This window comes from Sphingobium chlorophenolicum (genome assembly GCF_000722875.1).
GTDB lineage: Bacteria > Pseudomonadota > Alphaproteobacteria > Sphingomonadales > Sphingomonadaceae > Sphingobium > Sphingobium chlorophenolicum.
Window position 1 is genome coordinate 61,288 of the sequence record NZ_JFHR01000007.1, and the last position, 19,680, is coordinate 80,967.

At 63.6% G+C, this 19,680-nt stretch carries 21 protein-coding genes and 1 pseudogene; 14 read left to right on the plus strand and 8 right to left on the minus strand.

From position 1 onward, the window contains the following. The 4 genes from BV95_RS04705 to BV95_RS04720 all read left to right on the plus strand — a co-directional run bounded on the left by BV95_RS04705 (window position 1) and on the right by BV95_RS04720 (window position 4,945). Window positions 1-750 (plus strand): F0F1 ATP synthase subunit B family protein, encoded by a 750-nt coding sequence (locus BV95_RS04705; protein WP_037448029.1) that lies wholly within the window; start codon window positions 1-3, stop codon window positions 748-750. Continuing rightward, window positions 722-2,254: a F0F1 ATP synthase subunit alpha gene (locus BV95_RS04710; RefSeq protein ID WP_409372086.1), complete on the plus strand. Its 1,533-nt coding sequence runs from the start codon at window positions 722-724 to the stop codon at window positions 2,252-2,254. The genes BV95_RS04705 and BV95_RS04710 overlap by 29 nt, the downstream gene beginning before the upstream one ends. Further along, a complete protein-coding gene (locus BV95_RS04715) occupies window positions 2,251-3,099 on the plus strand; it encodes a F0F1 ATP synthase subunit gamma (RefSeq protein WP_021245233.1) in 849 nt (282 codons plus the stop codon). Before BV95_RS04710 ends, BV95_RS04715 begins: the two co-directional genes overlap by 4 nt. Window positions 3,100-3,178: 79 nt before the next feature. Continuing rightward, a complete protein-coding gene (locus BV95_RS04720; RefSeq protein ID WP_037448033.1) occupies window positions 3,179-4,945 on the plus strand; it encodes an oleate hydratase in 1,767 nt (588 codons plus the stop codon). A gap of 143 nt (window positions 4,946-5,088) precedes the next feature. On the opposite strand, the gene BV95_RS04725 is transcribed toward BV95_RS04720, so the two are convergent. From BV95_RS04725 to BV95_RS04740, 5 genes and pseudogenes are all read right to left on the minus strand, one after another. Next, the gene (locus tag BV95_RS04725) at window positions 5,089-5,709 is read right to left on the minus strand and encodes a response regulator transcription factor (RefSeq protein ID WP_030541612.1); all 621 of its coding nucleotides are present in this window, start codon (window positions 5,707-5,709) and stop codon (window positions 5,089-5,091) included. Between the two features lie 593 nt (window positions 5,710-6,302). Continuing rightward, window positions 6,303-6,498 (minus strand): annotated as a pseudogene (locus tag BV95_RS24915) (hypothetical protein); the annotation flags it as partial. Between the two features lie 169 nt (window positions 6,499-6,667). After that, on the minus strand, window positions 6,668-7,552 hold the full coding sequence (locus BV95_RS04730; RefSeq protein ID WP_030541611.1) for a ribose-phosphate pyrophosphokinase: 885 nt from the start codon (window positions 7,550-7,552) through the stop codon (window positions 6,668-6,670). Further along, on the minus strand, window positions 7,549-9,087 hold the full coding sequence (locus tag BV95_RS04735) for a thymidine phosphorylase family protein (RefSeq protein WP_030541610.1): 1,539 nt from the start codon (window positions 9,085-9,087) through the stop codon (window positions 7,549-7,551). Before BV95_RS04735 ends, BV95_RS04730 begins: the two co-directional genes overlap by 4 nt. Beyond that, window positions 9,084-10,544, minus strand: a complete 1,461-nt coding sequence (locus tag BV95_RS04740; RefSeq protein WP_021245239.1) for an MBL fold metallo-hydrolase RNA specificity domain-containing protein — start codon at window positions 10,542-10,544, stop codon at window positions 9,084-9,086. Before BV95_RS04740 ends, BV95_RS04735 begins: the two co-directional genes overlap by 4 nt. A gap of 251 nt (window positions 10,545-10,795) precedes the next feature. On the opposite strand from BV95_RS04740, the gene BV95_RS04745 reads away from it, so the two are divergent. The 5 genes from BV95_RS04745 to BV95_RS04765 all read left to right on the plus strand — a co-directional run bounded on the left by BV95_RS04745 (window position 10,796) and on the right by BV95_RS04765 (window position 13,820). Further along, complete coding sequence (locus BV95_RS04745) at window positions 10,796-11,059, plus strand: DUF2933 domain-containing protein (RefSeq protein WP_037448040.1); 264 nt, start codon at window positions 10,796-10,798, stop codon at window positions 11,057-11,059. Next, complete coding sequence (locus tag BV95_RS04750) at window positions 11,056-11,805, plus strand: methyltransferase family protein (protein ID WP_021245240.1); 750 nt, start codon at window positions 11,056-11,058, stop codon at window positions 11,803-11,805. Before BV95_RS04745 ends, BV95_RS04750 begins: the two co-directional genes overlap by 4 nt. 55 nt (window positions 11,806-11,860) lie before the next feature. Further along, window positions 11,861-12,136, plus strand: coding sequence for a hypothetical protein (locus BV95_RS04755; protein WP_030541607.1), 276 nt, complete (start codon window positions 11,861-11,863; stop codon window positions 12,134-12,136). A 597-nt stretch (window positions 12,137-12,733) separates the two neighbouring features. Beyond that, on the plus strand, window positions 12,734-13,438 hold the full coding sequence (locus BV95_RS04760; protein WP_255265421.1) for a PepSY domain-containing protein: 705 nt from the start codon (window positions 12,734-12,736) through the stop codon (window positions 13,436-13,438). Window positions 13,439-13,550: 112 nt separating this feature from the next. Then, on the plus strand, window positions 13,551-13,820 hold the full coding sequence (locus BV95_RS04765) for a hypothetical protein (RefSeq protein WP_037448046.1): 270 nt from the start codon (window positions 13,551-13,553) through the stop codon (window positions 13,818-13,820). Window positions 13,821-13,824: 4 nt separating this feature from the next. On the opposite strand, the gene BV95_RS04770 is transcribed toward BV95_RS04765, so the two are convergent. Then, window positions 13,825-15,105, minus strand: coding sequence for a hypothetical protein (locus tag BV95_RS04770; protein WP_037448048.1), 1,281 nt, complete (start codon window positions 15,103-15,105; stop codon window positions 13,825-13,827). Between the two features lie 106 nt (window positions 15,106-15,211). Here BV95_RS04770 and BV95_RS24830 point away from each other — a divergent pair, with 106 nt between their 5' ends. Beyond that, window positions 15,212-16,159, plus strand: coding sequence for a lytic transglycosylase domain-containing protein (locus tag BV95_RS24830; RefSeq protein WP_037448051.1), 948 nt, complete (start codon window positions 15,212-15,214; stop codon window positions 16,157-16,159). A gap of 18 nt (window positions 16,160-16,177) precedes the next feature. Here BV95_RS24830 and BV95_RS04780 read toward each other — a convergent pair whose 3' ends face one another. Both BV95_RS04780 and BV95_RS04785 read right to left on the minus strand, forming a co-directional pair. Beyond that, window positions 16,178-16,702: an XRE family transcriptional regulator gene (locus tag BV95_RS04780; RefSeq protein WP_231621896.1), complete on the minus strand. Its 525-nt coding sequence runs from the start codon at window positions 16,700-16,702 to the stop codon at window positions 16,178-16,180. Between the two features lie 105 nt (window positions 16,703-16,807). Continuing rightward, the gene (locus BV95_RS04785) at window positions 16,808-17,275 is read right to left on the minus strand and encodes a hypothetical protein (RefSeq protein ID WP_037448054.1); all 468 of its coding nucleotides are present in this window, start codon (window positions 17,273-17,275) and stop codon (window positions 16,808-16,810) included. A 363-nt stretch (window positions 17,276-17,638) separates the two neighbouring features. Here BV95_RS04785 and BV95_RS04790 point away from each other — a divergent pair, with 363 nt between their 5' ends. From BV95_RS04790 to BV95_RS04805, 4 genes are all read left to right on the plus strand, one after another. Next, window positions 17,639-17,959 (plus strand): TrbC/VirB2 family protein, encoded by a 321-nt coding sequence (locus tag BV95_RS04790; protein ID WP_037448057.1) that lies wholly within the window; start codon window positions 17,639-17,641, stop codon window positions 17,957-17,959. A 61-nt stretch (window positions 17,960-18,020) separates the two neighbouring features. Further along, window positions 18,021-18,311 (plus strand): type IV conjugative transfer system protein TraL, encoded by a 291-nt coding sequence (gene traL, locus BV95_RS04795; RefSeq protein ID WP_010339788.1) that lies wholly within the window; start codon window positions 18,021-18,023, stop codon window positions 18,309-18,311. A 1-nt stretch (window position 18,312) separates the two neighbouring features. Further along, window positions 18,313-18,879, plus strand: coding sequence for a type IV conjugative transfer system protein TraE (locus BV95_RS04800; protein ID WP_037448060.1), 567 nt, complete (start codon window positions 18,313-18,315; stop codon window positions 18,877-18,879). Next, complete coding sequence (locus BV95_RS04805) at window positions 18,876-19,679, plus strand: type-F conjugative transfer system secretin TraK (RefSeq protein ID WP_037448063.1); 804 nt, start codon at window positions 18,876-18,878, stop codon at window positions 19,677-19,679. Before BV95_RS04800 ends, BV95_RS04805 begins: the two co-directional genes overlap by 4 nt. Window position 19,680: the final 1 nt, after the last annotated feature.

Sequence of the window (19,680 nt, forward strand, 5' to 3'; positions counted from 1 at the left end):
ATGCGGATCGACTGGTGGACGCTCGCGCTGCAGGCGGTCAATGTCCTCATCCTCGTGTGGCTGCTCGGACGCTTCCTGTTCCGTCCGGTGATGGATGCCATCGCTGCCCGCCAGGCATCGGCCCAGGCGCTGCTCGACGAAGCGCGGGAGGCAAAGGACCGGGCACAGGCCGAAGCGCAGGCGCTCAAAACGCAGAATGACGGCTTCGTCGCGGATGCGGCGGCTCGCCGCGCCGAGATCCGGACCGAGGCCGAAGCGGAGCGCCAGCGCCTCCTCGCGCAGGCCAGGCTCGAGGCGGACGCCGTCGTCGAGCAAGGCCATGCGGCGATCGATGCCGAACGCGGGCGGGTGGCGGCGCAGTGGCGGGAAAAGGCAGCGAACCTCGCCGCCTCGATGGCAGGCACGTTGCTCGCTCGTCTCCCGCCCGAGCAGACGGTGCAGGCCATGGTCGACGCGCTCAAGGCGCGGCTCGGAGACCTTTCCGAGGCGGATCGCCGCAGCCTGGCGGCCGCCGGGCCCGTCACCGTCGCGACGCCCGCGCCGCTGACGGCCGATCTGCAGACGCAGGTAGCGCGCGCGCTTGCCGAAATCCTGCCGGATACCGCGACCCCGATCTTCGCAGTCGATCCAGATCTCATCGCCGGCGCGGAGCTTCGCACGCCCCACGCCGTCGTGCGCAACAGCTGGCGCGCCGATCTCGACGCCATGGTTGAGAGCCTCAATGAAGACGATCATGCCCGGATCGCCTGAAGACTGGCTGACGCAGGCCCAGAGCTGCATCACGCGCGCCAATCTCGGGCCGCGTGTCGATGCAATTGGCCGGGTGGAATCGATCGGCGACGGCGTTGCCATGGTCTCGGGCCTTCCGGACGCGCGCCTCGACGAATTGCTCTATTTCGCCCGGGGCCAGACCGGATTCGTCCACACGCTCGACCGGGACCGGATCGGCTGCGTGCTGCTCGACGATGCCGCCCAGGTGGAGGCAGGAGACACCGTAACCGGCTCGGGCGAGGTGGTGCGCGTGCCGGTTGGCGAGGCATTGCTTGGCCGAGTCGTCGATCCGCTCGGCCGTCCGCTCGATGGGGGCGCGCCGATCCGGGCCAGGCGCTTCGATCCTGTCGAACGGCCGGCGCCGGCGATCATCGAACGCGACCTCGTCGTCCAGCCGGTGCAGACCGGCACGCTCGCAATCGATGCGATGTTCGCCATCGGCCGGGGGCAGCGCGAACTCATTCTCGGCGACCGCGCCACAGGCAAGACGGCGCTCGCGGTCGACACGATCATCAACCAGCGCACCAGCGACATGATCTGCGTCTATGTCGCGATCGGCCAGAAAAGCTCGGCGGTCGCGCGCGTGGTCGACCAGGTGCGGCGGCATGGCGCGCCGGACCGCACCATCTTCGTCGTGGCGAGCCCCGCCGCGGCGCCGGGGCTGCAATGGATCGCGCCGTTCGCGGGCTTCACGATGGCCGAGTATTTTCGGGATGGTGGCGGCCATGCGGTGGTGGTGCTCGACGATCTCACCAAGCATGCCGCGACCCATCGCGAGATCGCCCTGCTGACCGGACAGCCGCCCGGGCGCGAGGCCTATCCCGGCGACGTCTTTTTCCTCCATTCCCGCCTGCTCGAACGTGCGGCGCGTCTCTCGACGGAGAAGGGGGGCGGTTCGCTCACGGCTCTGCCGATCGCGGAGACCGATGCCGGCAACGTCAGCGCCTATATCCCGACCAATCTGATCTCGATCACCGACGGTCAGATTATTCTCGACGCGAAGCTGTTCGCGCAGGGGCACAAGCCCGCCATCGATGTGGGCACGAGCGTGAGCCGGGTCGGCGGCAAGACGCAGCTTCGCGTCCTGCGCGACGCGAGCGGGACCATGCGCCTCGACTATGCGCAGTTCCTCGAGCTCGAGATGTTCACCCGCTTCGGCGAGCAGCCCGAGCCGCGTGTCCGCGCCCAGATCGAACGCGGCAAGCGCTTGCGCGCCTTGCTCGTGCAACCGCTGTCGAGTCCACTACGGGTCGTCGACCAGGTGGCGCTGGTCGTGGCGCTCGGCGAAGGGTTGCTCGATGGCATGACGGTCTCGGAGATATCGTCGCTCCGCACGCGGCTGCCCGCCTGGATCGACGATCACGTCCCCGATCTATGCGCGCAGATCGAGCGGACTGGACAGATCGACACCGCGCAGCGGTCCGCTCTGATGACGACGGTGAAAGCGCTGATCGAAAGCCAGCCGGCCGGTTCTGCATCATGAGCGATCGCCTCGCCGAGATCGGCCAGCGGATCGAGACCGTCCGCCAGCTCGGTGCGGTGGTCAACGCCATGCAGGGCATCGCCGCGCAGCGGGCGCATCAGGCGCGCGCGCTGCTGCCTGCGGTGCGACGCTATGCGGAGACCGCCCGCACCGCCATTGGCCAGGCGCGCCGCCTTGACGAGCCACTGGCGCGTTTTCCGGCGCGGGCGGTCGGTGGTGCGAGAGGCGGCCTTATCCTGTTCGGTGCGGAGCAAGGCTTTGCCGGGGCCTTTCCGGAGCAGCTGCTCGACGGCGCCGCGGCCGACATGCAGGACAGGCATATTCTTCTGATTGGCGCGCGCACGGCCACGCTTGCGGCCGAGCGCGGTCTGCGCATCGCATGGAGCGCGAGCATGCCGAGCAAGGCCGATGCGCTGCCCGCACTCGCGACAAGCATCATCGACGCGCTGTACGACTATCTGGACGAGGTCGGCGCGGTGCCCATCACCATGGCTTATCCGGTCTGGAGCAGCGGCAAGGGCGTCTCGATCGTGCGCGCGAGCCTCCTGCCGCTCGACCTCGACACTTTCCCCGCGTCCACGGCGGATTTGCCGCCGCTCGTCAATATCAACGCGGCGGACCTTATCGGCGACCTGACCGCGGAATATGTCTTCGCCCACATCTGCGCGGCTGCGGTCGAGACGTTCGTCGCCGAGAATGAGGCACGGCTGCGCACCATGGCGACCGCCCGCAGCCACATCGATCGCAAGGGCGAGGCCCTGCGCCTCGAGGAGCGCCTCACGCGTCAGGATCAGATCACCAGTGAAGTCGTCGAACTGAGCGGCGGGCGACATCGGCGAGAATGAATGCAGGGCAGGCATTTCTGCTGTTCAGCAAGAAACCGCAGAACCGCCATTGTCGTCGGGATCAAGGATGGAGTTGAGCATGCACTATAGTAGCGGGAACTACGAAGCTTTCGTGCGGCCCCGCAAACCTGAGGGCGCTGACAGGAAGACGGCCTGGTTCGTCGGCTCGGGTCTTGCGGGACTGGCAGGCGCGGCGTTCCTGATCCGCGACGGCGGCGTCGCCGGCGAGCATATTACCATCCTTGAGGAGCTGCATGTTCCCGGCGGCGCGCTCGACGGCCTCGACGTCCCCGAAAAGGGGTTCGTCATCCGCGGAGGGCGCGAGATGGAGGAGCATTTCGAATGCCTCTGGGATCTCTATCGCTCGATCCCTTCGCTGGAGATCGAGGATGCGAGTGTGCTCGACGAATTCTACCGGCTCAACAAGGACGATCCCAATTTTTCGCTTCAACGCGTGACGCAGAACCAGGGCCAGGATGTGCCCGACAAGGCTTTGCTGACACTCGGCGGTCGCGCGCAAAAAGATCTGATCTCCGTCTTCCTCGCGACGCGGGAGGAGATGGAGAACAAGCGGATCAACGAAGTCTTCGGCGATGATTTCCTCAGGAGCAATTTCTGGCTCTACTGGCGCACCATGTTCGCCTTCGAGGAATGGCATTCCGCGCTCGAGATGAAGCTCTATCTGCATCGCTTCATCCACCATATCGGCAGTCTGGCGGATTTTTCCTCGCTCAAGTTCAACCGCTACAACCAATATGAATCGATGGTCCTGCCGTTGGTCAAATGGTTGCAGGATCGCGGTGTCAGATTTCGCTACGGCGTCGAGGTCACCGACGTCGATTTCGACATCCAGCCCGGCCGCAAGCAGGCGACCCGGATTGCCTGGATCGAAAACGGCGTCGAAGGCGGCGTCGATCTCGGCGCCGATGATCTCGTCTTCATCACCATCGGATCGCTGACCGAAAATTCCGACAATGGCGATCATCATACACCGGCCAGGCTGAATGAGGGGCCGGCGCCGGCCTGGGACCTGTGGCGCCGGATCGCGGCCAAGGACCCGGCCTTTGGTCGTCCCGACGTGTTCGGATCGCACATCCCGGAAACCAAATGGGCGTCGGCGACCATCACCACGCTCGACGCGCGCATTCCGGCGTACATTCGCAAGATCGCCAGGCGCGATCCGTTCAGCGGCACGGTGGTGACTGGCGGCATCGTCACGGTCAAGGACTCGAGCTGGCTGCTGAGCTGGACGGTCAGCCGGCAACCCCACTTCAGGAAACAGCCGAAGGACCAGATCGTCGCCTGGTTCTATGCCTTGTTCGTCGACCGGCCGGGCGACTATGTGAAGAAGCCGATGCAGGACTGCACGGGCGAGGAGATCACGCAGGAATGGCTTTATCATCTCGGCGTGCCGGTCGAGGACATCCCCGGCCTCGCCGCGACGGGGGCGAAGACCGTGCCGGTGATGATGCCCTACATCACCGCCTTCTTCATGCCGCGCCAGGCCGGCGACCGGCCGGACGTGGTGCCCGAGGGCGCGGTCAACTTCGCCTTTGTCGGCCAGTTTGCCGAGTCGAAGCAGCGTGATTGTATCTTCACGACGGAATATTCGGTGCGCACGCCGATGGAGGCCGTCTACACCCTGATGAAGGTCGAACGCGGCGTGCCGGAAGTGTTCAACTCAACCTATGATATCCGCACGCTTCTGGCCGCAATCGGGCCGCTTAGGGATAGCAAAGGGATCGACATTCCCGGCCCGTCCTTCCTGCGCAAGCTGTTGATGAAGAAGCTTGAAGGCACAGAGATCGCCCAGCTGTTGGAAGAGTTTCATCTCCTTTCGCGATAGCAATCAAGCGCGACCCTTCGCCTGGGCTCACGAAAATTCCGCCAAAAGCTGATGAACAACGTCGATGCATCCCGGCAGGCACTATGTCCGCGCCATCAGGTGACACGCAGAGATTCAACCGCAGCAGCCCTGGCCGCCTTTACCTACAGCGGCCTTCCCATTCCAGCCGCAAAGGCGATCCGCAAGGTTTCGGCAAGGGTACGGACTCCAAGCTTGGACATGATGCTCGCGCGATGGACTTCGACCGTCCGTGAAGAAATGCCCAGATCATAGGCGATGGTCTTGTTCGGAAGGCCTTGCGCAAGGCCTTCGAGAACATCCCGTTCGCGCGGTGTCAGTAGATCGACCTGTCGGCATGCCTCGGCTTCTTCGAGAGCGCGCCCCTCGGCCGTGTCGATGCGCGCGAACGCTCGGTCTATCGCATCGAGCAGCAGCGCCCGTTCGATAGGTTTGGCCAGGAAATCGACAGCACCCGCCTTCATCGCTTGGACAGCAAGCGCAATGTCTCCGTTGCCGGTCAGCATCACGACTGGCATGCTTATATCCATCTGCGTCAGCGCTGCCTGAACCTGTAGACCGTTCATGTCCGGCATGTGCATGTCGAGAACGATGCTACCTCTTTCAGCTTCATCTGCAATTTTCAGAAAGTCGACTCCCGAGCCATAGGTCTCGACGGCAAATCCCGCTGTCCTTAATGTGAATCCTACAGCTTTCCTGATTGTTTCTTCGTCATCAATGACATGAACGACGCGCTTGCTCTCCATGGCCCCCCGGACGTGTTGGCATTGCTGCGCACCCCAGCGGGCACAGCTTCAAAGGGGAGACCTTCTACGGGTAGGACCATGGTCCAAGGTCAAGGCCGAAATACCGCCGCATCACAACAGGCAAGGCAGGTGCTCGGCGAGAGGGGGGTAAGCGACCCGGCATCATGTGCCGAACTTTGCGAGATGACCGCTCTTGCGAACGGGGCGGCGCTCCCTCTGGTCTCCCGGCGGCAAGGCGCCGCAAGACGCTGCCGCCGGGAGTGGGCACGCCTCTTGGGGGATGAGCGCGCTGGTTGCTCCTAAGCTCGACGCGTCATGTTGTCATGGCAAGAAGCTGATAATCGCTATTCTGTGTCAGCAGCGCGCCGTAACGCCGATGTCCGGGGCGGATCGCAGCTCCGCTCGCGCGCCGCTACGGCACGGCGAATCCGATTCAGCACGAACCGGTGATCATAGGGTTGTGAGATCGAAGGCTGATCATCGCAGAGATCGCCCGCCTTCCGTGTCGCAGTTTCGATATTCCCGGCGAGGATGGCACCGATACCGGGTTGTTCCTGACGAACCAAGGATGCCAGGCCCGCGCCGCGCTCAGCGCGATCGAGCCAGCGCAGCGCTGCCATCACATCGTCGACCGGCACCGGGATGCTGGCGGGCGACGGAGGGCCGGTTGGCCCTCGACGGCGGAGCGATCGGACGCCCAGGATGCAAGGATGGCGGGCTTCACTTCGGGCTCAAGCTGCGGGTCCGAGCAACGATGAAGGGATCAAGGAAAGAGCGTGTGTGCGACATGACATATCCTCCTTTCCTGCCGCGACTTTCTCCGAAAGCGAAGTTCCCGGAAGATTGGTTCGGGCTCGTGTAGGGTCAATGGATGGGAATGCGCCCGGCGTTTGCCGGGCGTTCGTTTTCATCGTGCATTGAGCATTGAGTACTGAAGAACTGACGCGCAGCGCACCGTTCAAATTCCGTGACGAACGGCCTCCGCAATCGCCGGCATCACGTCGATATCATTAGAGGTATGCGCAACAGCGTTCGTGCTCACGATCCTCTCGACGAGCCCACCCAGGACTTGCGCTGCATCGCCGGCGAAAAGCGGATGCACGACCACGCAATCCGGTCGCGCGAACCCCATGCCGACCAGCTGGCGCGCCGCCTCGGCGAGGGTCCGGCCGGATGAGGCGATATCGTCGACCAGCACCGGCTGGCGATCGAGAAACGCTGGGGCATTCGGAATCGAGATGGTGACGTCACGGTCGCCGGACCGGATTTTCTCGCACACGAGAAACGGAGCATCGGCATCGGCCGCCACCTGCGAGACCCACTGTTCGCTTTCCAGGTCCGGACCGATGATCAGCGGACGAGCGACATTGCGCTTGATCCACGAGGCCAGAAGCCGCGCAGCATGAACAACCTGGGTCGGGATGCGGTAGATTTCCGACAACGCATGATAGCGGTGGAGATGCGGATCGACCGTCACCAGCCAGTCGAGATGGCGGGACAGGATCGCGGCAAAGGTTCGCGACGTCACCGCCTCGCCGGCATGGAAGCGAATGTCCTGGCGCATGTAAGCGAGGTAGGGGGCGACGAGCCCGATCCTGCGAGCGCCCAGATCGCGCGCGGTGTCGGCTGCGAACAGCAGCGGCAACAGCTTGGCGTCCGGATGATCGAGACTGCACAGCAGGATGACGTCGCGGTCGCTGATGTCGCTTACGACCCTGAGATAGGTTTCCCCGTCGGGAAACTGACGATGCTCGATCGTGCCGACCTCTGCATCGAGTGCGGCGGATAGCGGCTGTGCCAGGGCCTCGCTGCCAGACAGCGCGAACAGCACGGGACGGTTCATAGCGCTTCAATCCCGAAGATCGGCCCGTCGCTCACCGCATAGGCCGCCGCATAATCGAGCTCGCCCGGGCTCTCGGCATGAATGGTGCTCAAGGGAGCCCCGGCATCCACCATCTGGTTCAGCCGACACTGCAGCGCGACGCCGGCGGCCTTGGCCATCGGCGCGCCGGCAAGCTTCGCGACCGTCGCGAGCTTGCGATTGTCGATACTCACCAGGCGGCCGCTATAGGGAGCGATCATATCCTGTTGGAACCGGGCGACCGGTGGAGCCCGCATGCCGCCCTGCGCTTCGCAGATACGTTGGAACTTGGCCCAGGCCCGGCCGCTTTCGAGGCACGCCCGCGCACGCGCATAGCCTTCGCCGGCCGGGGCCGCGTCCGCGAGCTCAAGCAGTCCTCCCGCCAGCTCGCAGGCCCGGTGGGCGAGATCCTCGGCGCCAGGCTGCCCCTGGAGCACGGCAAGGATATCCTGCGCCTCGAGCGCCGGACCGATGCCCCGTCCGATCGGCTCCGCGCCGGGGCCGCGCATCACGCGCGTGCGAAGCCCGAAGGCTTGGGCGACCGAGCTCAGCGCGCGCTCGAGGGTGTCGGCGGCAGCGGCTCCGCGGACCTTGGCGGTCGGCCCGACCGGGATGTCGATGACCAGATGGGTCGCACCGGCCGCGACTTTCTTGGACAGCACCGAGGCGACCATCTGCCCGACGGCATCGATATCGAGCACGCGCTCCACGCCGATGATCACGTCGTCGGCAGGGCTGAGATTGACGGCGCCGCCCCAGGCGATGCAGCCGCCTTCGCGCTCGACCACCTTGCGGATTGCGGAAACGTCGAGGTCGACAGGTGCCAGCACCTCCATCGTGTCCGCCGTGCCGGCCGGCGAGGTGATCGCCCGCGACGATGTCTTGGGCATGATCAGGCCCTCCGCGGCCATGATCGAGACGATGATCGGCGTGGTGCGATTGCCCGGCAATCCACCGACGCTATGCTTGTCGACGATGACCGTTCCGGGCCACTGCAATCGCTCGCCGACATCGACCATCGCCCTGGTCAGGCTGATCGTTTCGTCCGTATCGAGCGGGACCGCCGAGCAGGCCGTGACGAATGCCGAGAGATGGACATCGCTATAGCGTCGCTCGGCGATGTCGGTGATGATCGCTGAAAAAGCCCCGTCACTGAGACGATTGCCATAGATACGCCGACGCACTTCGGCGAGCGAGGCGAGAGGCTGGGCGTGCGCGATCTCGACCGGATCGCCCTCGCTGACGCCGAGCCGCTGCCATGCGGATTCCGAGAGGCCGATCTCGCCGGGCGCTGGAGCCTCCGCGGAACTGTGCAGCAGCGAGACGACGATTTCCCGCCCGCCGGCGCGCAGCGCGACCTGCGCGCGGGACGCAAGACCTTCCGAGCGGCAGACGGGACAGTCGTGGCGCATGACCGCGATCAGATCGCTACCGGCACCCGACAGGCCGATGCGGCGTGCCCGCAGCGTCGTCGCGACAGACTCTGCTTCGGCGTTCTCGATGATCCCGGGCTTCACGCGAGCATGCCCCAGCTACCCAGCGCCGGTACGCTGCATGCCCAGCCCAGTTCCTCCGAGACACGCTTCGCCAGGACGTGGGCGCCGGTCGGCTCGCCATGGGTGACATAGACGTGGCGCGGGGCCTCGTGCAGCGAGCCGAGCCAGCGCATGAGCTCGTCGCTGTCGGCATGCGCCGAGAGCATCGTCAGGTTGGCGACCTCGGCTTCGACCGGGATATACTCGCCGTGGATCTTGATCGTCCGGGCGCCGCCGATCATGGCGGCGCCGCGGGTGCCCGCCGCCTGGAAGCCCGAGAAGAGGATGAGGTTCTTCCCATCCGGCGCGAAGCGCTTGAGATGGTGGAGCACGCGGCCGCCCGTTGCCATTCCGCTGGCCGAGATGATGACCTTTGGGGCGGGGTTGGCGGTGAGTTCCTTGGATTCCTCCACTTCGCGCACATAGTGCGCGACGCTGCACGCCGCTTCGCACTCGGCGCGGGCCAGGCGATGCTCGTCCATGAAATCGCACATCAGCCCGCTCGCGTTGATCGCCATCGGGCTGTCGAGGAAGATCGGGATGTCGCGGAGGCGTCCCTGCGCGCGCAGACGCGAGAAATGATAGAGAAGCGACTGGACCCGTCCCACGGCGAAGGCCGGGATCACCACCGTCCCTCCTCTCTCGACGCATCGTTCGACATGATCTCCAAGCGTCTTTGTCGGATCGACCTGCTCGTGGCGCCGATCGCCATAGGTCGATTCCACCAGGACATAGTCGGCGCGCGCGGGCGGCTCGGGATCTTTCATCACCGAATCGCCGTAACGGCCGATGTCGCCTGAGAAGAGGATTGTCCGCCCCTTCCAGTCGATCTCGATCGACGCCGCGCCGAGGATGTGGCCGGCGCGATGATAGCGCACCCTGATGCCGTCCGTGACTGCATGCCACGCTCCGAACTCGATCGGCCGGAAGAGCTGCAATGCCAGACGCGCGTCAGCCTGGGTGTAGAGCGGCAGCGCCGGCTGGTGCCTGGAGAAGCCGTGCCGGTTGGCGAACTCCGCATCCTTTTCCTGCAGATGACCGCTGTCGGGAAGAAGGAGCTCGCACAGGGCCGCGGTCGCCCGGGTGGCAAGGACGGTACCGTCCCAGCCCAGGCGCGCCATGCGCGGTAGCGCGCCCGAGTGATCGAGATGAGCGTGGGTCAGCAGGACTTGGCCGACATCGGCGACTTCGGGTGGAATTGGCGCCCAATTAAGGCGGCGCAGATCCCTGGGTCCTTGAAACAGGCCGGAATCGACAACGATCTGAGTTTCACCATCGTCCACCAGATAACGCGACCCTGTGACCGTTCCCGATGCGCCGAGAAAGGCGACGCCGAGACCATCGGCCGGGCGCTTAGCCAGATCGATCCTTGCTTCGCGCTCGAGGACGGTCACGCCGGACTGGTTGCGGGAATGGTGCCGTTTCTTTCTCTTGTGCATGGACGCGGGCCTGCCTCTCACGATTATGTTCGTGAGCGCAGCTTTGATTCGCGGACGCCGCACGCCTATACGCAAAAGCCGCAGCACGACTGCTGCTCCCGACAGTTGCGTCGCGCGAACACCGGTGGCCGATCCGATCGATCACCTTACCCATGCTTGCGCGATGCCCTTCGGACTTCGGTCTCTACTTATACCTTGCTCCTTGGACTCGAGCCTATGCAGGCTGGACGTTGACTAGAAGAGAACGGCATATGGGCGAACATGACCATCGCATGCGCAAGCGCGGCAAGATCGTTCTGATCGGCTTCCTGCTCGTCGCCAGCTTCTTCCTCATTACCGAGCATACCGCGCACTTCCTGGGTGTGCTGCCCTATCTCATCCTGCTCGCCTGCCCGCTCATGCACCTGTTCATGCACCACGGCCAAGGTGGGCATCAGCATGGCCATGAGCCCGGCCAGGCACCCGCCGGCTTGCCGGCCAATCCCAACGGCCGCATCGAAGGAGAGCCGCGATGACGCACGCCGACTATGGCTATGGTCTGTGGGGGCTCGCGCTGGTCAATGCCGCCGTTTTCATCCTCTTTGCGTTCAGCTTCTTCAAGCCGGCAACGCGGCGCGACTGGCGCAGCTTCGGCGCGTTCAGTGCGTTCATCGTCGCGCTCTTCGCCGAAATGTATGGCTTCCCGCTCACCATCTTCCTGCTGTCGGGGTGGCTCCAGTCGCATTTCCCCGGCGTCGACTGGTGGAGCCACGATGCTGGCCACATCCTGGAAATGATGTTCGGCTGGCGCATCAATCCGCATTTCGGCCCGTTCCACATCGCCAGCTTTGTGCTGATTGGTGTAGGCTTTTGGCTAATCTCGATCGCGTGGACGGCGCTTCACACGAGTCAGCGCAAACACGAATTGGCAATGACGGGGGTCTACGCCCGGGTGCGGCACCCTCAATACGTAGGGTTCATCCTCGTCATGCTCGGTTTCTTGCTACAATGGCCGACGCTTCTGACGCTTGCCATGTTTCCGGTGCTGGTGGTGATGTACATTCGTTTGGCTAAGCATGAGGAGAGATACGCGCTCGCGACCTACGGCGATAGCTACCGCCAGTACATGGCCCATGTTCCCGCCTTCTTCCCCAGCTTGCGTTGGAAGCGGGAGATTGCAGGACTGGCCTTCACAGGAAATGCTCGAATGGCAGGCCATCAGACGGACGGGCCGGTTAGCGAGGGTTCTCGAGAACACGACAACATGCTGCCAGGAGGTTAGACGTTGTCCTCCTCCGCAAGATCATCACGAACATGACGAAATCGAGGGGGCGTATGTGACCATGCAGGTGACGATCCTTGCGATTGTAGTAAACGGCGTTCCCGTCCTGAGCCTCCATCAGACCCGATCCGCGGCCTGGAAGCGGCTCATGAGATTCATAGACGCGAAATGGCCGGAGCGCCTGGGAGCGATGCTTCCCCCTGCCGAAGACGAAGCGAAGGCGCGCATGTTCTTTCGCGAGGAAGATAAAGACCTGTACGCGATCATCGACGCCGACATATCAGAGCTGCACGATGCCTTGGGGTGGGTCAAAGATCCCGTCGTTGGTTAGCCCGTCACGCGATCGCCCTCGAAAAGCTGGGCCGCCCACCGATCGAGATCGCAGCCACGTCCTGAACGTCACCGAAGTTCAGGACGTGACCGAGCCCGGGCAGTGCGATCGGGCGCTATCTGTAAGCCGGACAAGCAACTGACCTGTTCGACCGCCGTGCCAGCGGGCTGATTGCCAAGGGCGCGGCCGGATTTTGCGTCGGCGCAACGGGTGTCAGTCGGTGTCGGCCTCTACGGAGAGATGTGCAGCGGCTGTCATCTATCGCCCCGGCGCGGAGGAATCGGAGGTGAGCCAAGGCCCTTAACGGCAAGCCCCGAACTGGCGAGGGGTGGCGCAACGCCTCACGCCCGCTCAGCAGCCCTGGATTATCAAGCATGGTGTAAGCTGACGGCCGAGCCGGCGGGGGGCAAGACGCACCGGATCCCCTGTCTGGGACACGGTGGCGTTCGTGCGCTAACTCTCGGGGATGACGGCTGAGCCGTACAAGCGCTGGTCGCGGGCGCACCTGTCGGCCACGCGGGATGATGAAGAATCTGGCAGGCACGAAATGAGACACGCAAGGATGGAGATTCGACCCTGAGAAGCACCAAACTTCGGCTGCACCTTCTCGCGAGCCGCACTCACAAGTGGCTCGCGATCATTGTCGGCGCGCAGCTTCTTTTGTGGTTCGCAAGCGGCGCGTTGATGAGCTTCTTGCCCATCGATCGAGTGCATGGCGATCACCTTGTGGACCGCAAAGCCGTGGCGCCCTTGCCTCGCGGCGTGGCGCTCGTCCCACCATCAGTGATCGTCGCGGCGACCGGGACGCGGATCGAGACCGTGAGCTATCGCATGTGGCTTGGCCGCCCGGTCGCTGAGGCGACAACGGCCCGAGGGACGCGGCTGTTCGACGCGAGGACGGGCGCACTGTTGCCCGCCCCAACTGCGGCGCAAGCCCAAGCGGTAGCGAGGGCCGCCTGGCGGAGCAACGATCACCCAAGTGTGAACGTGGAACTGATCGATCGCGCCAGTCCCGAATATCGCGGCACGCTTCCCGCCTGGCGTGTGACGTTCGCCGATCCGGACTCCACTCGGATCTTCGTGGCGGCCGATACCGGCCGGATTGCGGCGGTGAGGACAGGCACGTGGCGGCTTTATGACTTCTTCTGGAGCCTTCACATCATGGATTGGAAGAATCACGAGGACTTCAACACGCCATGGCTTCTAGGGTTTGCGCTCGGCGGCCTCGGACTTTGGCTTGGCGGGGCCGTGCTTCTTTACATGCGTTGGCCGAAGCGGCGTCGGTCAAGCGCGTCAGGCTAGCGGACCGGCAGAAACAGGAGAAGGATGATGATAAAGAAAAGTGATAAGTCGCGCGGCGGGTTGGAACGCAGTTGAACAGGCGAGACTTCGTTTGGCAGCGATGGGGTAGACCATGGCGCATCTGAGCGATGCTGAAATGATCAACTGGATGGCGCTTTATACTGCGACCGCTCTGTGCTGCGCGATCGCAATGGCCTTGGCGATCCTTGTTCTCGCCTGTCGCCTCTGGCGCGAGAAGGCCTGGGCGCAGCTTCGCAGCGCCAAGGATGTGGCGCTGTTCCTCCCCAAATCCTGGTGGCGGTGGCAGAAGCTTTATCTGCTTTCGACGCCCGTGACGCTCGCGATCGTCAGTTCGTTCGGATTCACGTTGAGGTGGAGCTGATCGTTTAAAGGGCGAAGGCGTCTGAGAGTCGGGCTACCAGGTGCGCCGCGTTGCGGTCGGCCGGGGTGACAGTCAACAGTGGCGCTACTCGCCGAAGCCTTTCGCGTTGGTGGACCTCGGGCTCGCCGAACTCCAGCACCTCCAAGATCAATTGCCTGATCTCGCCGGTCGTGCCTGAACGCGCTTCGATCAGGAAGTCGGGGCGGCAGGGGCCGGCGGGAGTGAGGTGATCAAAGACGGGCTTCTCGACAAAGATATCAAGGCCCTCCTCGGCTAGCTCGCGCCTCGCTTCCAGAAGCGCGCGCAGAACGTCTCGCTCGAACTCGGAATTGACCGGGATGAAGCGACGGCCCGAATAAATCGGTTGGGCAAATGCGCGCAATGGTGCGTAGCCGTGCGCTTCCGGATACTCGCCTGCGACGATCATTACCAGGAACGGCCCCTTCACCGGTTTTCCGGCGAAAGAGAATGACTGCACCCTGTTTGCGACCCGCAATTCCTGAGCACCCGCGACCTCGATGACGTGGCCGCGGATGGCCGGCGAAAAGACGGCGAGGAAGCCTTGTGGTGCATGGCCTCGCGGCCATCGCCTCGCGAGCTGGCGAAGTGCAGCATACGCACGGCGGCTGTGCAGCGCATCGGCATGGGTCCAGAAAGCGCGGCTTAGCTCTATACTGGGTGCGATCTCGATCTTGGCGGCAGCGCGGGTCAGCGCGTCGAACTCAGCCTTAATTGACGCCGGCTCGACCTCATCGGCGAGCGGCGGGATGCGGTTCGTGCCGGCGATGTCGATCAGCCGCCACAGGAGGCGGGCGAGGCGCGGCACCGACGCATGGCGGGTTCGATCATCAGTCGCATCATCCTCCGGCCGTTGAGCGAGCTTCTCCGGGGCGGGCCTCAGCACTTCGAAGTAGCCCTCGGGCGGGTTTGCCGGAGTCTCGCGCGTGCGAATCTCGGAGAGCCTGTGGGTGATCTGATCGCGGAAGAATGGGCAATCCTCGCGATGCTCAGGCCGCTTGGCGCTCGTCAGCCGGCGCAGATAATAGGTTTCGGCCTCCGACAGAAATGCCGGCGTCAGGATCGGTGGAGGCTCTCCGGCGGCAAGGCAGTCGCAAGCGATCCATTTTGCGCCGATACGCGCGTTCTGGACAAGGGTGATGCCCGCATCCTCATCGGCGCGGCTGCCGCTCCCTGTGTACCAGCGGACCAGCGCTTCGCGCAGTGGGTGTGGAAGAGGGATTCGGCGTCCACCCACGCCGTTCGTTTCGCGATCGATGAGCCACATCAAATGGGTTCCACGGCGTCGAAGATCACAGTCTTTGGCACCTCGGGCGGATTGACAACTCTAAACTACTCGATCTCACTTTCATTATTCGGAGTGGGAGCAGCTGATGCGAGCTTTGACGTTGATCGGTTCGGCCATGGGCCTGGTGGCAGCCAGCGGGGCCGTCGCGCAGCCGTCGAAGCCAATCAGGGCCGCCCTGGTGATCTCCATGTCGGACGCCGCGCGCGGCACCGGGAACCCGATAGGCCCTGTCGATGGGAAGCCGACTCCGTCGACGTCGGAGGCCTCACCGCCGACGGCCGGCTTTCGCGTCCACGATCTCAGCCGGCGTTGGGTCGAGTACCAGATGGCCAGCGCATTCACCCATCTACCGGGCGTAGCAGCCGGCGCTTCTGAGGATTCGTTCGCTCCGGTGGGGGCGGCCCAGCCTCAGGTTCCATTCTCTGGCGCGTCGGTGGCGCCCGTCTCAGCGATTCCGATACCCACATGGATGAGAGGCGGCAGCGTCTTCGCCGCAGCGTCCGCTACCTATGTGCCGGGGTGCGCTCCCACCGAGTATCGGCCGAGCGGGCTTCTTACGGGCCACGCCGAGTACCGGCGCCGAGGCTATTATAGGCTGATGGCGAACATCGCTTGCCAATACGGCATTCCGGTGGGCCTCTTCGACGCCATGATCATTCGGGAAAGTCGCTATAACGCGGCGATCTACTCCCCGAAGAATGCGTTCGGCTTGACCCAGCTGATGCCGGACACAGCGGCCGGTCTAGGCGTCAACCGCTATGATGTGGAGCAGAATCTGCGCGGTGGCGCTCGCTACCTGCGCGAGCAGCTCGACCGGTTCGGCCAGTATCACCTCGCGCTGGCGGCCTATAACGCGGGTCCCGGTCGCGTGCGCAACGGCAAGATTCCGCCCTTCGCAGAGACGCAGGCGTACGTCTCCAACATCCTCCTGAATTGGTCGAGGCTCAGCTTGCCCCGATCGGCCCAGGGTGAGGTGACCGCATCGGGTGATCGGCTCGCAGCTTCTAGGTCAACGGTCGTGACGTCGTTTTGAGATGCCGCCGTCAAGGGATCAGAGAGCGAAGTCGTTGCCTTCTTCGAGCACGGCGCGACGCTGCAGTATCCTGCTGATCTCGGCGACCATTTTCTTGATGACCGCCGACTGAAAGTAAGTCCCCCATTCCTTCCGAATCTCGCTTCCGTCCATTCCCTCGAGCTCCCGAAGCGCCTCTATAAGACGATGAGGGAGACCATTGAAAAGGGTGCTGAGCATCGCGACCAGGGTGGCGAAGCGCTCGTCGCCCATCAGTTCCAGATCGCGTGCCATTTCCACACTGATAATCGCCTGCATGAGGTCGATGTTGAGCGAGCGGAGAATCGATTGGAATTCGGGCAGCGTCATCGGGGCACGCTTGGCCGAATCGCGATGAAGAATAACCCCGAGCCGGCTCTTCTTGATGTTCGTCCTCAGGGCCATTTGCCGGATGCCCATATCCTGAGCCTCCATGGCCCGCACGATCAGCGGGATGTAGTCGGGATCGTCCCCAGGCGGTGGCGCGCTAGGCGAATCCAGCTCGATTGTGGCCAGCGATGACACAGCTAAAGCCCCCCGAACGACTCTTCGGACCGGGGCAGGAAATCACTCGGTCAGGAACTTGGCAACCCTTTTTGTATCGAGTGCGGTGGGGTTGGCTCCAGCTAACTACTTGAGAGGGACGACATTCCCGCTGTCACCCGGCTGATTCTCAACGGCAACCGACGATTCGCCAGCTCCCTCGATCCCCATTTTCGAGAGCAGCTTGGATGCGCTCTGTTCGACTACATAATTGAAGAGAAGCATTGATATGGCATCGGCGACGGTGAGGTCCGAGCAGAGCTCCTCGCTGAGCCTTTGCTTCGCTTCCAGCAGATTGTCGGCGCTTGTCTTGGTGATCTTAAGGTGGATGCGGATCGACCCGTTCGTCGGAATTTTGCTGAGGTGTTCGCGAAGGGTCTCGAGATCGTGTTGAGCGAGCGCATGCGAAACGCGGGATTCAGCCAGCTTGTCCACCATGCTGGCGAGGCTCTGGTAGCATTTCGTCTCGTTAGAGAGCAGGCGAAGGCTCTCCGTGGTCAGGCGGAACAGATACTCCGATATGTCGAGCGAATAATCGCGGCTATCGCCACTCATCTTTGCACGTCCCCCGACCTCGATCCGACAGCCCTGGCGACGCCGAGCCTAGCAGGATTGGTTGAGCACGCCCAATACGACTCGTCGGTCAATAGGTCGATTCTACTCTTCGTTCTGGATGTCCGCAAACCGGGACACGTGTCCGCGTCTGCGGGCGGCGCGTCCGTAAGGGCGGACACAGGTCCGCGAGTCGGGACGTGTGTCCGAGCACCCGGACAAATTCGCGTCTTGAAATGGCGAGGTTAGCAAAAAGCTACACAAGGCGCCTGGTTCCATCTCGGAGTCGTTGTTCCCCAAGTCCATTCGGTCTCACCCTTCAATTGGGCGCGGAGGAGCCGCGTCTCCATCGAAGGGAAACTCACTATGCAGTCTGTGCTGAAGCGGAGCGGCCGTATGGAGATGGCGATCCTCGCCCTCGCCGTGCTGGCATTCGCGCTCCTCTACTTTGCCGATCCGGCCTTTGCCGGAGCGGACACCACGTTCGACACCGCCCTCACGAAGTTCACCGACTTTCTCGAGGGCTCGGGCGGCAAGATCATTACGGTCCTCTCGCTCGCGGGCGGCATCGTGGCGCTCGCCTCGGGCCGCTTCTCCATGGGTCAGATCGCGATCCCGGTGGGCGTCGGCGTCGGCGCTGGGACCGGCATTCCGATCGTCACCTCGACCGTGACGGCGACGATCTGAAGCATCCGCACGGCTCGGTCGGGGTAGCAGCCCCGGTCATGCTCGCGGGGAGGGTGGTGCAATGGCCGCAGACAAGTACGCGATCCCATCTCATCTGGATGATCCCGAGCTGATCGGGCTGTGGACCCTGGATGAGTTCCTGGCGATGGTAATTCCCTTCGTCTGGGGGATCATGACCCAGCACATCCTTATTGGCATGGCGGCAGCGTTCGCCGGCTGGTGGGGACTTAAGAAAGCGAAGGCGGGTCGTGCAGCGTCTTGGCTGCTTCACTTGGCCTATTGGCATCTTCCGGCCGGCTTCACCGGTCTGAGAGCCACGCCACCCTCGTACCTCCGATTGATGGCGGGGTAAGATGGACCTTTCGTACAGCCATGCGCACAACCAGCGCGTTCTGAAGCAGCGCAACCTGTTGGTGGTTGTCGCAGCCGGGCTCGCCGGGCTGACGGCGCTCCTCCTCCTGTTCGGCATCTCCCGCGACCGCGAAATCGTGCTGCAGCCCGTGCTTCGCTCCCCGGTGACGGTGAGCAGCGCCGGCGTGTCGCGCGAATATCTCGAGATGATCACGCGAGATGTCGTCTTGCTGACGCTCGACCGGAGCCCGCAGAACCTCGAATATTGGATGAACTCGGTCCTCGCCATCACGGCGCCGCGGGCCCAGGGGAAGATCAAAGGCGACCTTCTCAAAATCGTCAACGAGCAGCGCGGCTCCTCCATTTCCCAGTTTTTCACGATCCAGTCGATGGAGATCGACCCGAAGAATCTCCGCTCCGAAGTGACCGGGGAGCTCCACACTATCGTCGGAAACAAGGTGATCTCGAATGAGCGCCGAACCTTCCGTTACGACTGGGAGTACCAGGGTCTCTCTCTGCGCCTGATCGGCTTCGGCATGGTCCGTACCGGCAAGGAGCAACACCAATGACGGCCATTTACGCTTTGGGCACCGCCGCAGCCGGCACGATCCTCATGTCGCGGATCACCTGCTTCCTGAGCCGGATGATCGGCGCTTGCCTGGTGACGCTTGCGGTCTTGCTCTTCGCACAGCCCGCTTGGGCCGATCAGACGATCATGGCCGCTGACAGCGCCCAGGTGGATTGCCAGGCTTCCGCCAAGGATCTGACCCGCATCAGCCTGGTCGAGGACGAGTTCGCCAGCGTTTCAAAGATCTCGACTGGCAATCCGCAGGACGACTTCTCGGTCGTGAACGAGCCGGTGCGGGGCGACATCTATCTTAGCGTGCCGGAGGGCTACGGGCGCCCAGCGCTGTCATTCTTTGGCACCACTAAGCGCGGCTACGTTTACAAGTTCGTGTGCCGGATCTCTGGTGACCAGGCTGCCCAGGTGTTCGTGTCGAACCCCGCAATCGCCAAGGAGAAGGCGACCGAAGCTTCGCCCCAGCAGGTCGCTGCCGGCCCCCAGGACGCGGCCGTCGAGCTCGTCCAGGCGATGTATTCGAACAGCGTCGCCGATGGTTATGAGATGCGCCAGCGCGCGCTGAAGCCAGTCTATGTCGGCAAGCTCAAGGTCCAGATGATCGCCGAGTATCGCGGCCAGGACCTCACCGGAAAGGTGCTGCGCATCGAGAACATGGGCGACGCGCCGACCGAGCTGACCGAACGCACGGTCGCGCCGGCCAGCGCGCTCGCAGTCTCCATCGCCGAGCCCAGGCTCGCTCCGGGGAAGGTCACGACGGCCTACCTCGTCTCCCAGAACGTGAGGTAAG

What these genes read in the sequence shown, in the direction of transcription:
- BV95_RS04705 (WP_037448029.1), top strand. Translation starts at nt 1, where the DNA reads ATGCGGATCGACTGGTGGACGCTCGCGCTGCAGGCGGTCAATGTCCTC.
- BV95_RS04710 (WP_409372086.1), top strand. Translation starts at nt 722, where the DNA reads ATGAAGACGATCATGCCCGGATCGCCTGAAGACTGGCTGACGCAGGCC.
- BV95_RS04715 (WP_021245233.1), top strand. Translation starts at nt 2,251, where the DNA reads ATGAGCGATCGCCTCGCCGAGATCGGCCAGCGGATCGAGACCGTCCGC.
- BV95_RS04720 (WP_037448033.1), top strand. Translation starts at nt 3,179, where the DNA reads ATGCACTATAGTAGCGGGAACTACGAAGCTTTCGTGCGGCCCCGCAAA.
- BV95_RS04725 (WP_030541612.1), bottom strand. Translation starts at nt 5,709, where the DNA reads ATGGAGAGCAAGCGCGTCGTTCATGTCATTGATGACGAAGAAACAATC.
- BV95_RS04730 (WP_030541611.1), bottom strand. Translation starts at nt 7,552, where the DNA reads ATGAACCGTCCCGTGCTGTTCGCGCTGTCTGGCAGCGAGGCCCTGGCA.
- BV95_RS04740 (WP_021245239.1), bottom strand. Translation starts at nt 10,544, where the DNA reads ATGCACAAGAGAAAGAAACGGCACCATTCCCGCAACCAGTCCGGCGTG.
- BV95_RS04745 (WP_037448040.1), top strand. Translation starts at nt 10,796, where the DNA reads ATGGGCGAACATGACCATCGCATGCGCAAGCGCGGCAAGATCGTTCTG.
- BV95_RS04750 (WP_021245240.1), top strand. Translation starts at nt 11,056, where the DNA reads ATGACGCACGCCGACTATGGCTATGGTCTGTGGGGGCTCGCGCTGGTC.
- BV95_RS04765 (WP_037448046.1), top strand. Translation starts at nt 13,551, where the DNA reads ATGGCGCATCTGAGCGATGCTGAAATGATCAACTGGATGGCGCTTTAT.
- BV95_RS04770 (WP_037448048.1), bottom strand. Translation starts at nt 15,105, where the DNA reads ATGTGGCTCATCGATCGCGAAACGAACGGCGTGGGTGGACGCCGAATC.
- BV95_RS24830 (WP_037448051.1), top strand. Translation starts at nt 15,212, where the DNA reads ATGCGAGCTTTGACGTTGATCGGTTCGGCCATGGGCCTGGTGGCAGCC.
- BV95_RS04785 (WP_037448054.1), bottom strand. Translation starts at nt 17,275, where the DNA reads ATGAGTGGCGATAGCCGCGATTATTCGCTCGACATATCGGAGTATCTG.
- BV95_RS04790 (WP_037448057.1), top strand. Translation starts at nt 17,639, where the DNA reads ATGCAGTCTGTGCTGAAGCGGAGCGGCCGTATGGAGATGGCGATCCTC.
- traL (WP_010339788.1), top strand. Translation starts at nt 18,021, where the DNA reads ATGGCCGCAGACAAGTACGCGATCCCATCTCATCTGGATGATCCCGAG.
- BV95_RS04800 (WP_037448060.1), top strand. Translation starts at nt 18,313, where the DNA reads ATGGACCTTTCGTACAGCCATGCGCACAACCAGCGCGTTCTGAAGCAG.
- BV95_RS04805 (WP_037448063.1), top strand. Translation starts at nt 18,876, where the DNA reads ATGACGGCCATTTACGCTTTGGGCACCGCCGCAGCCGGCACGATCCTC.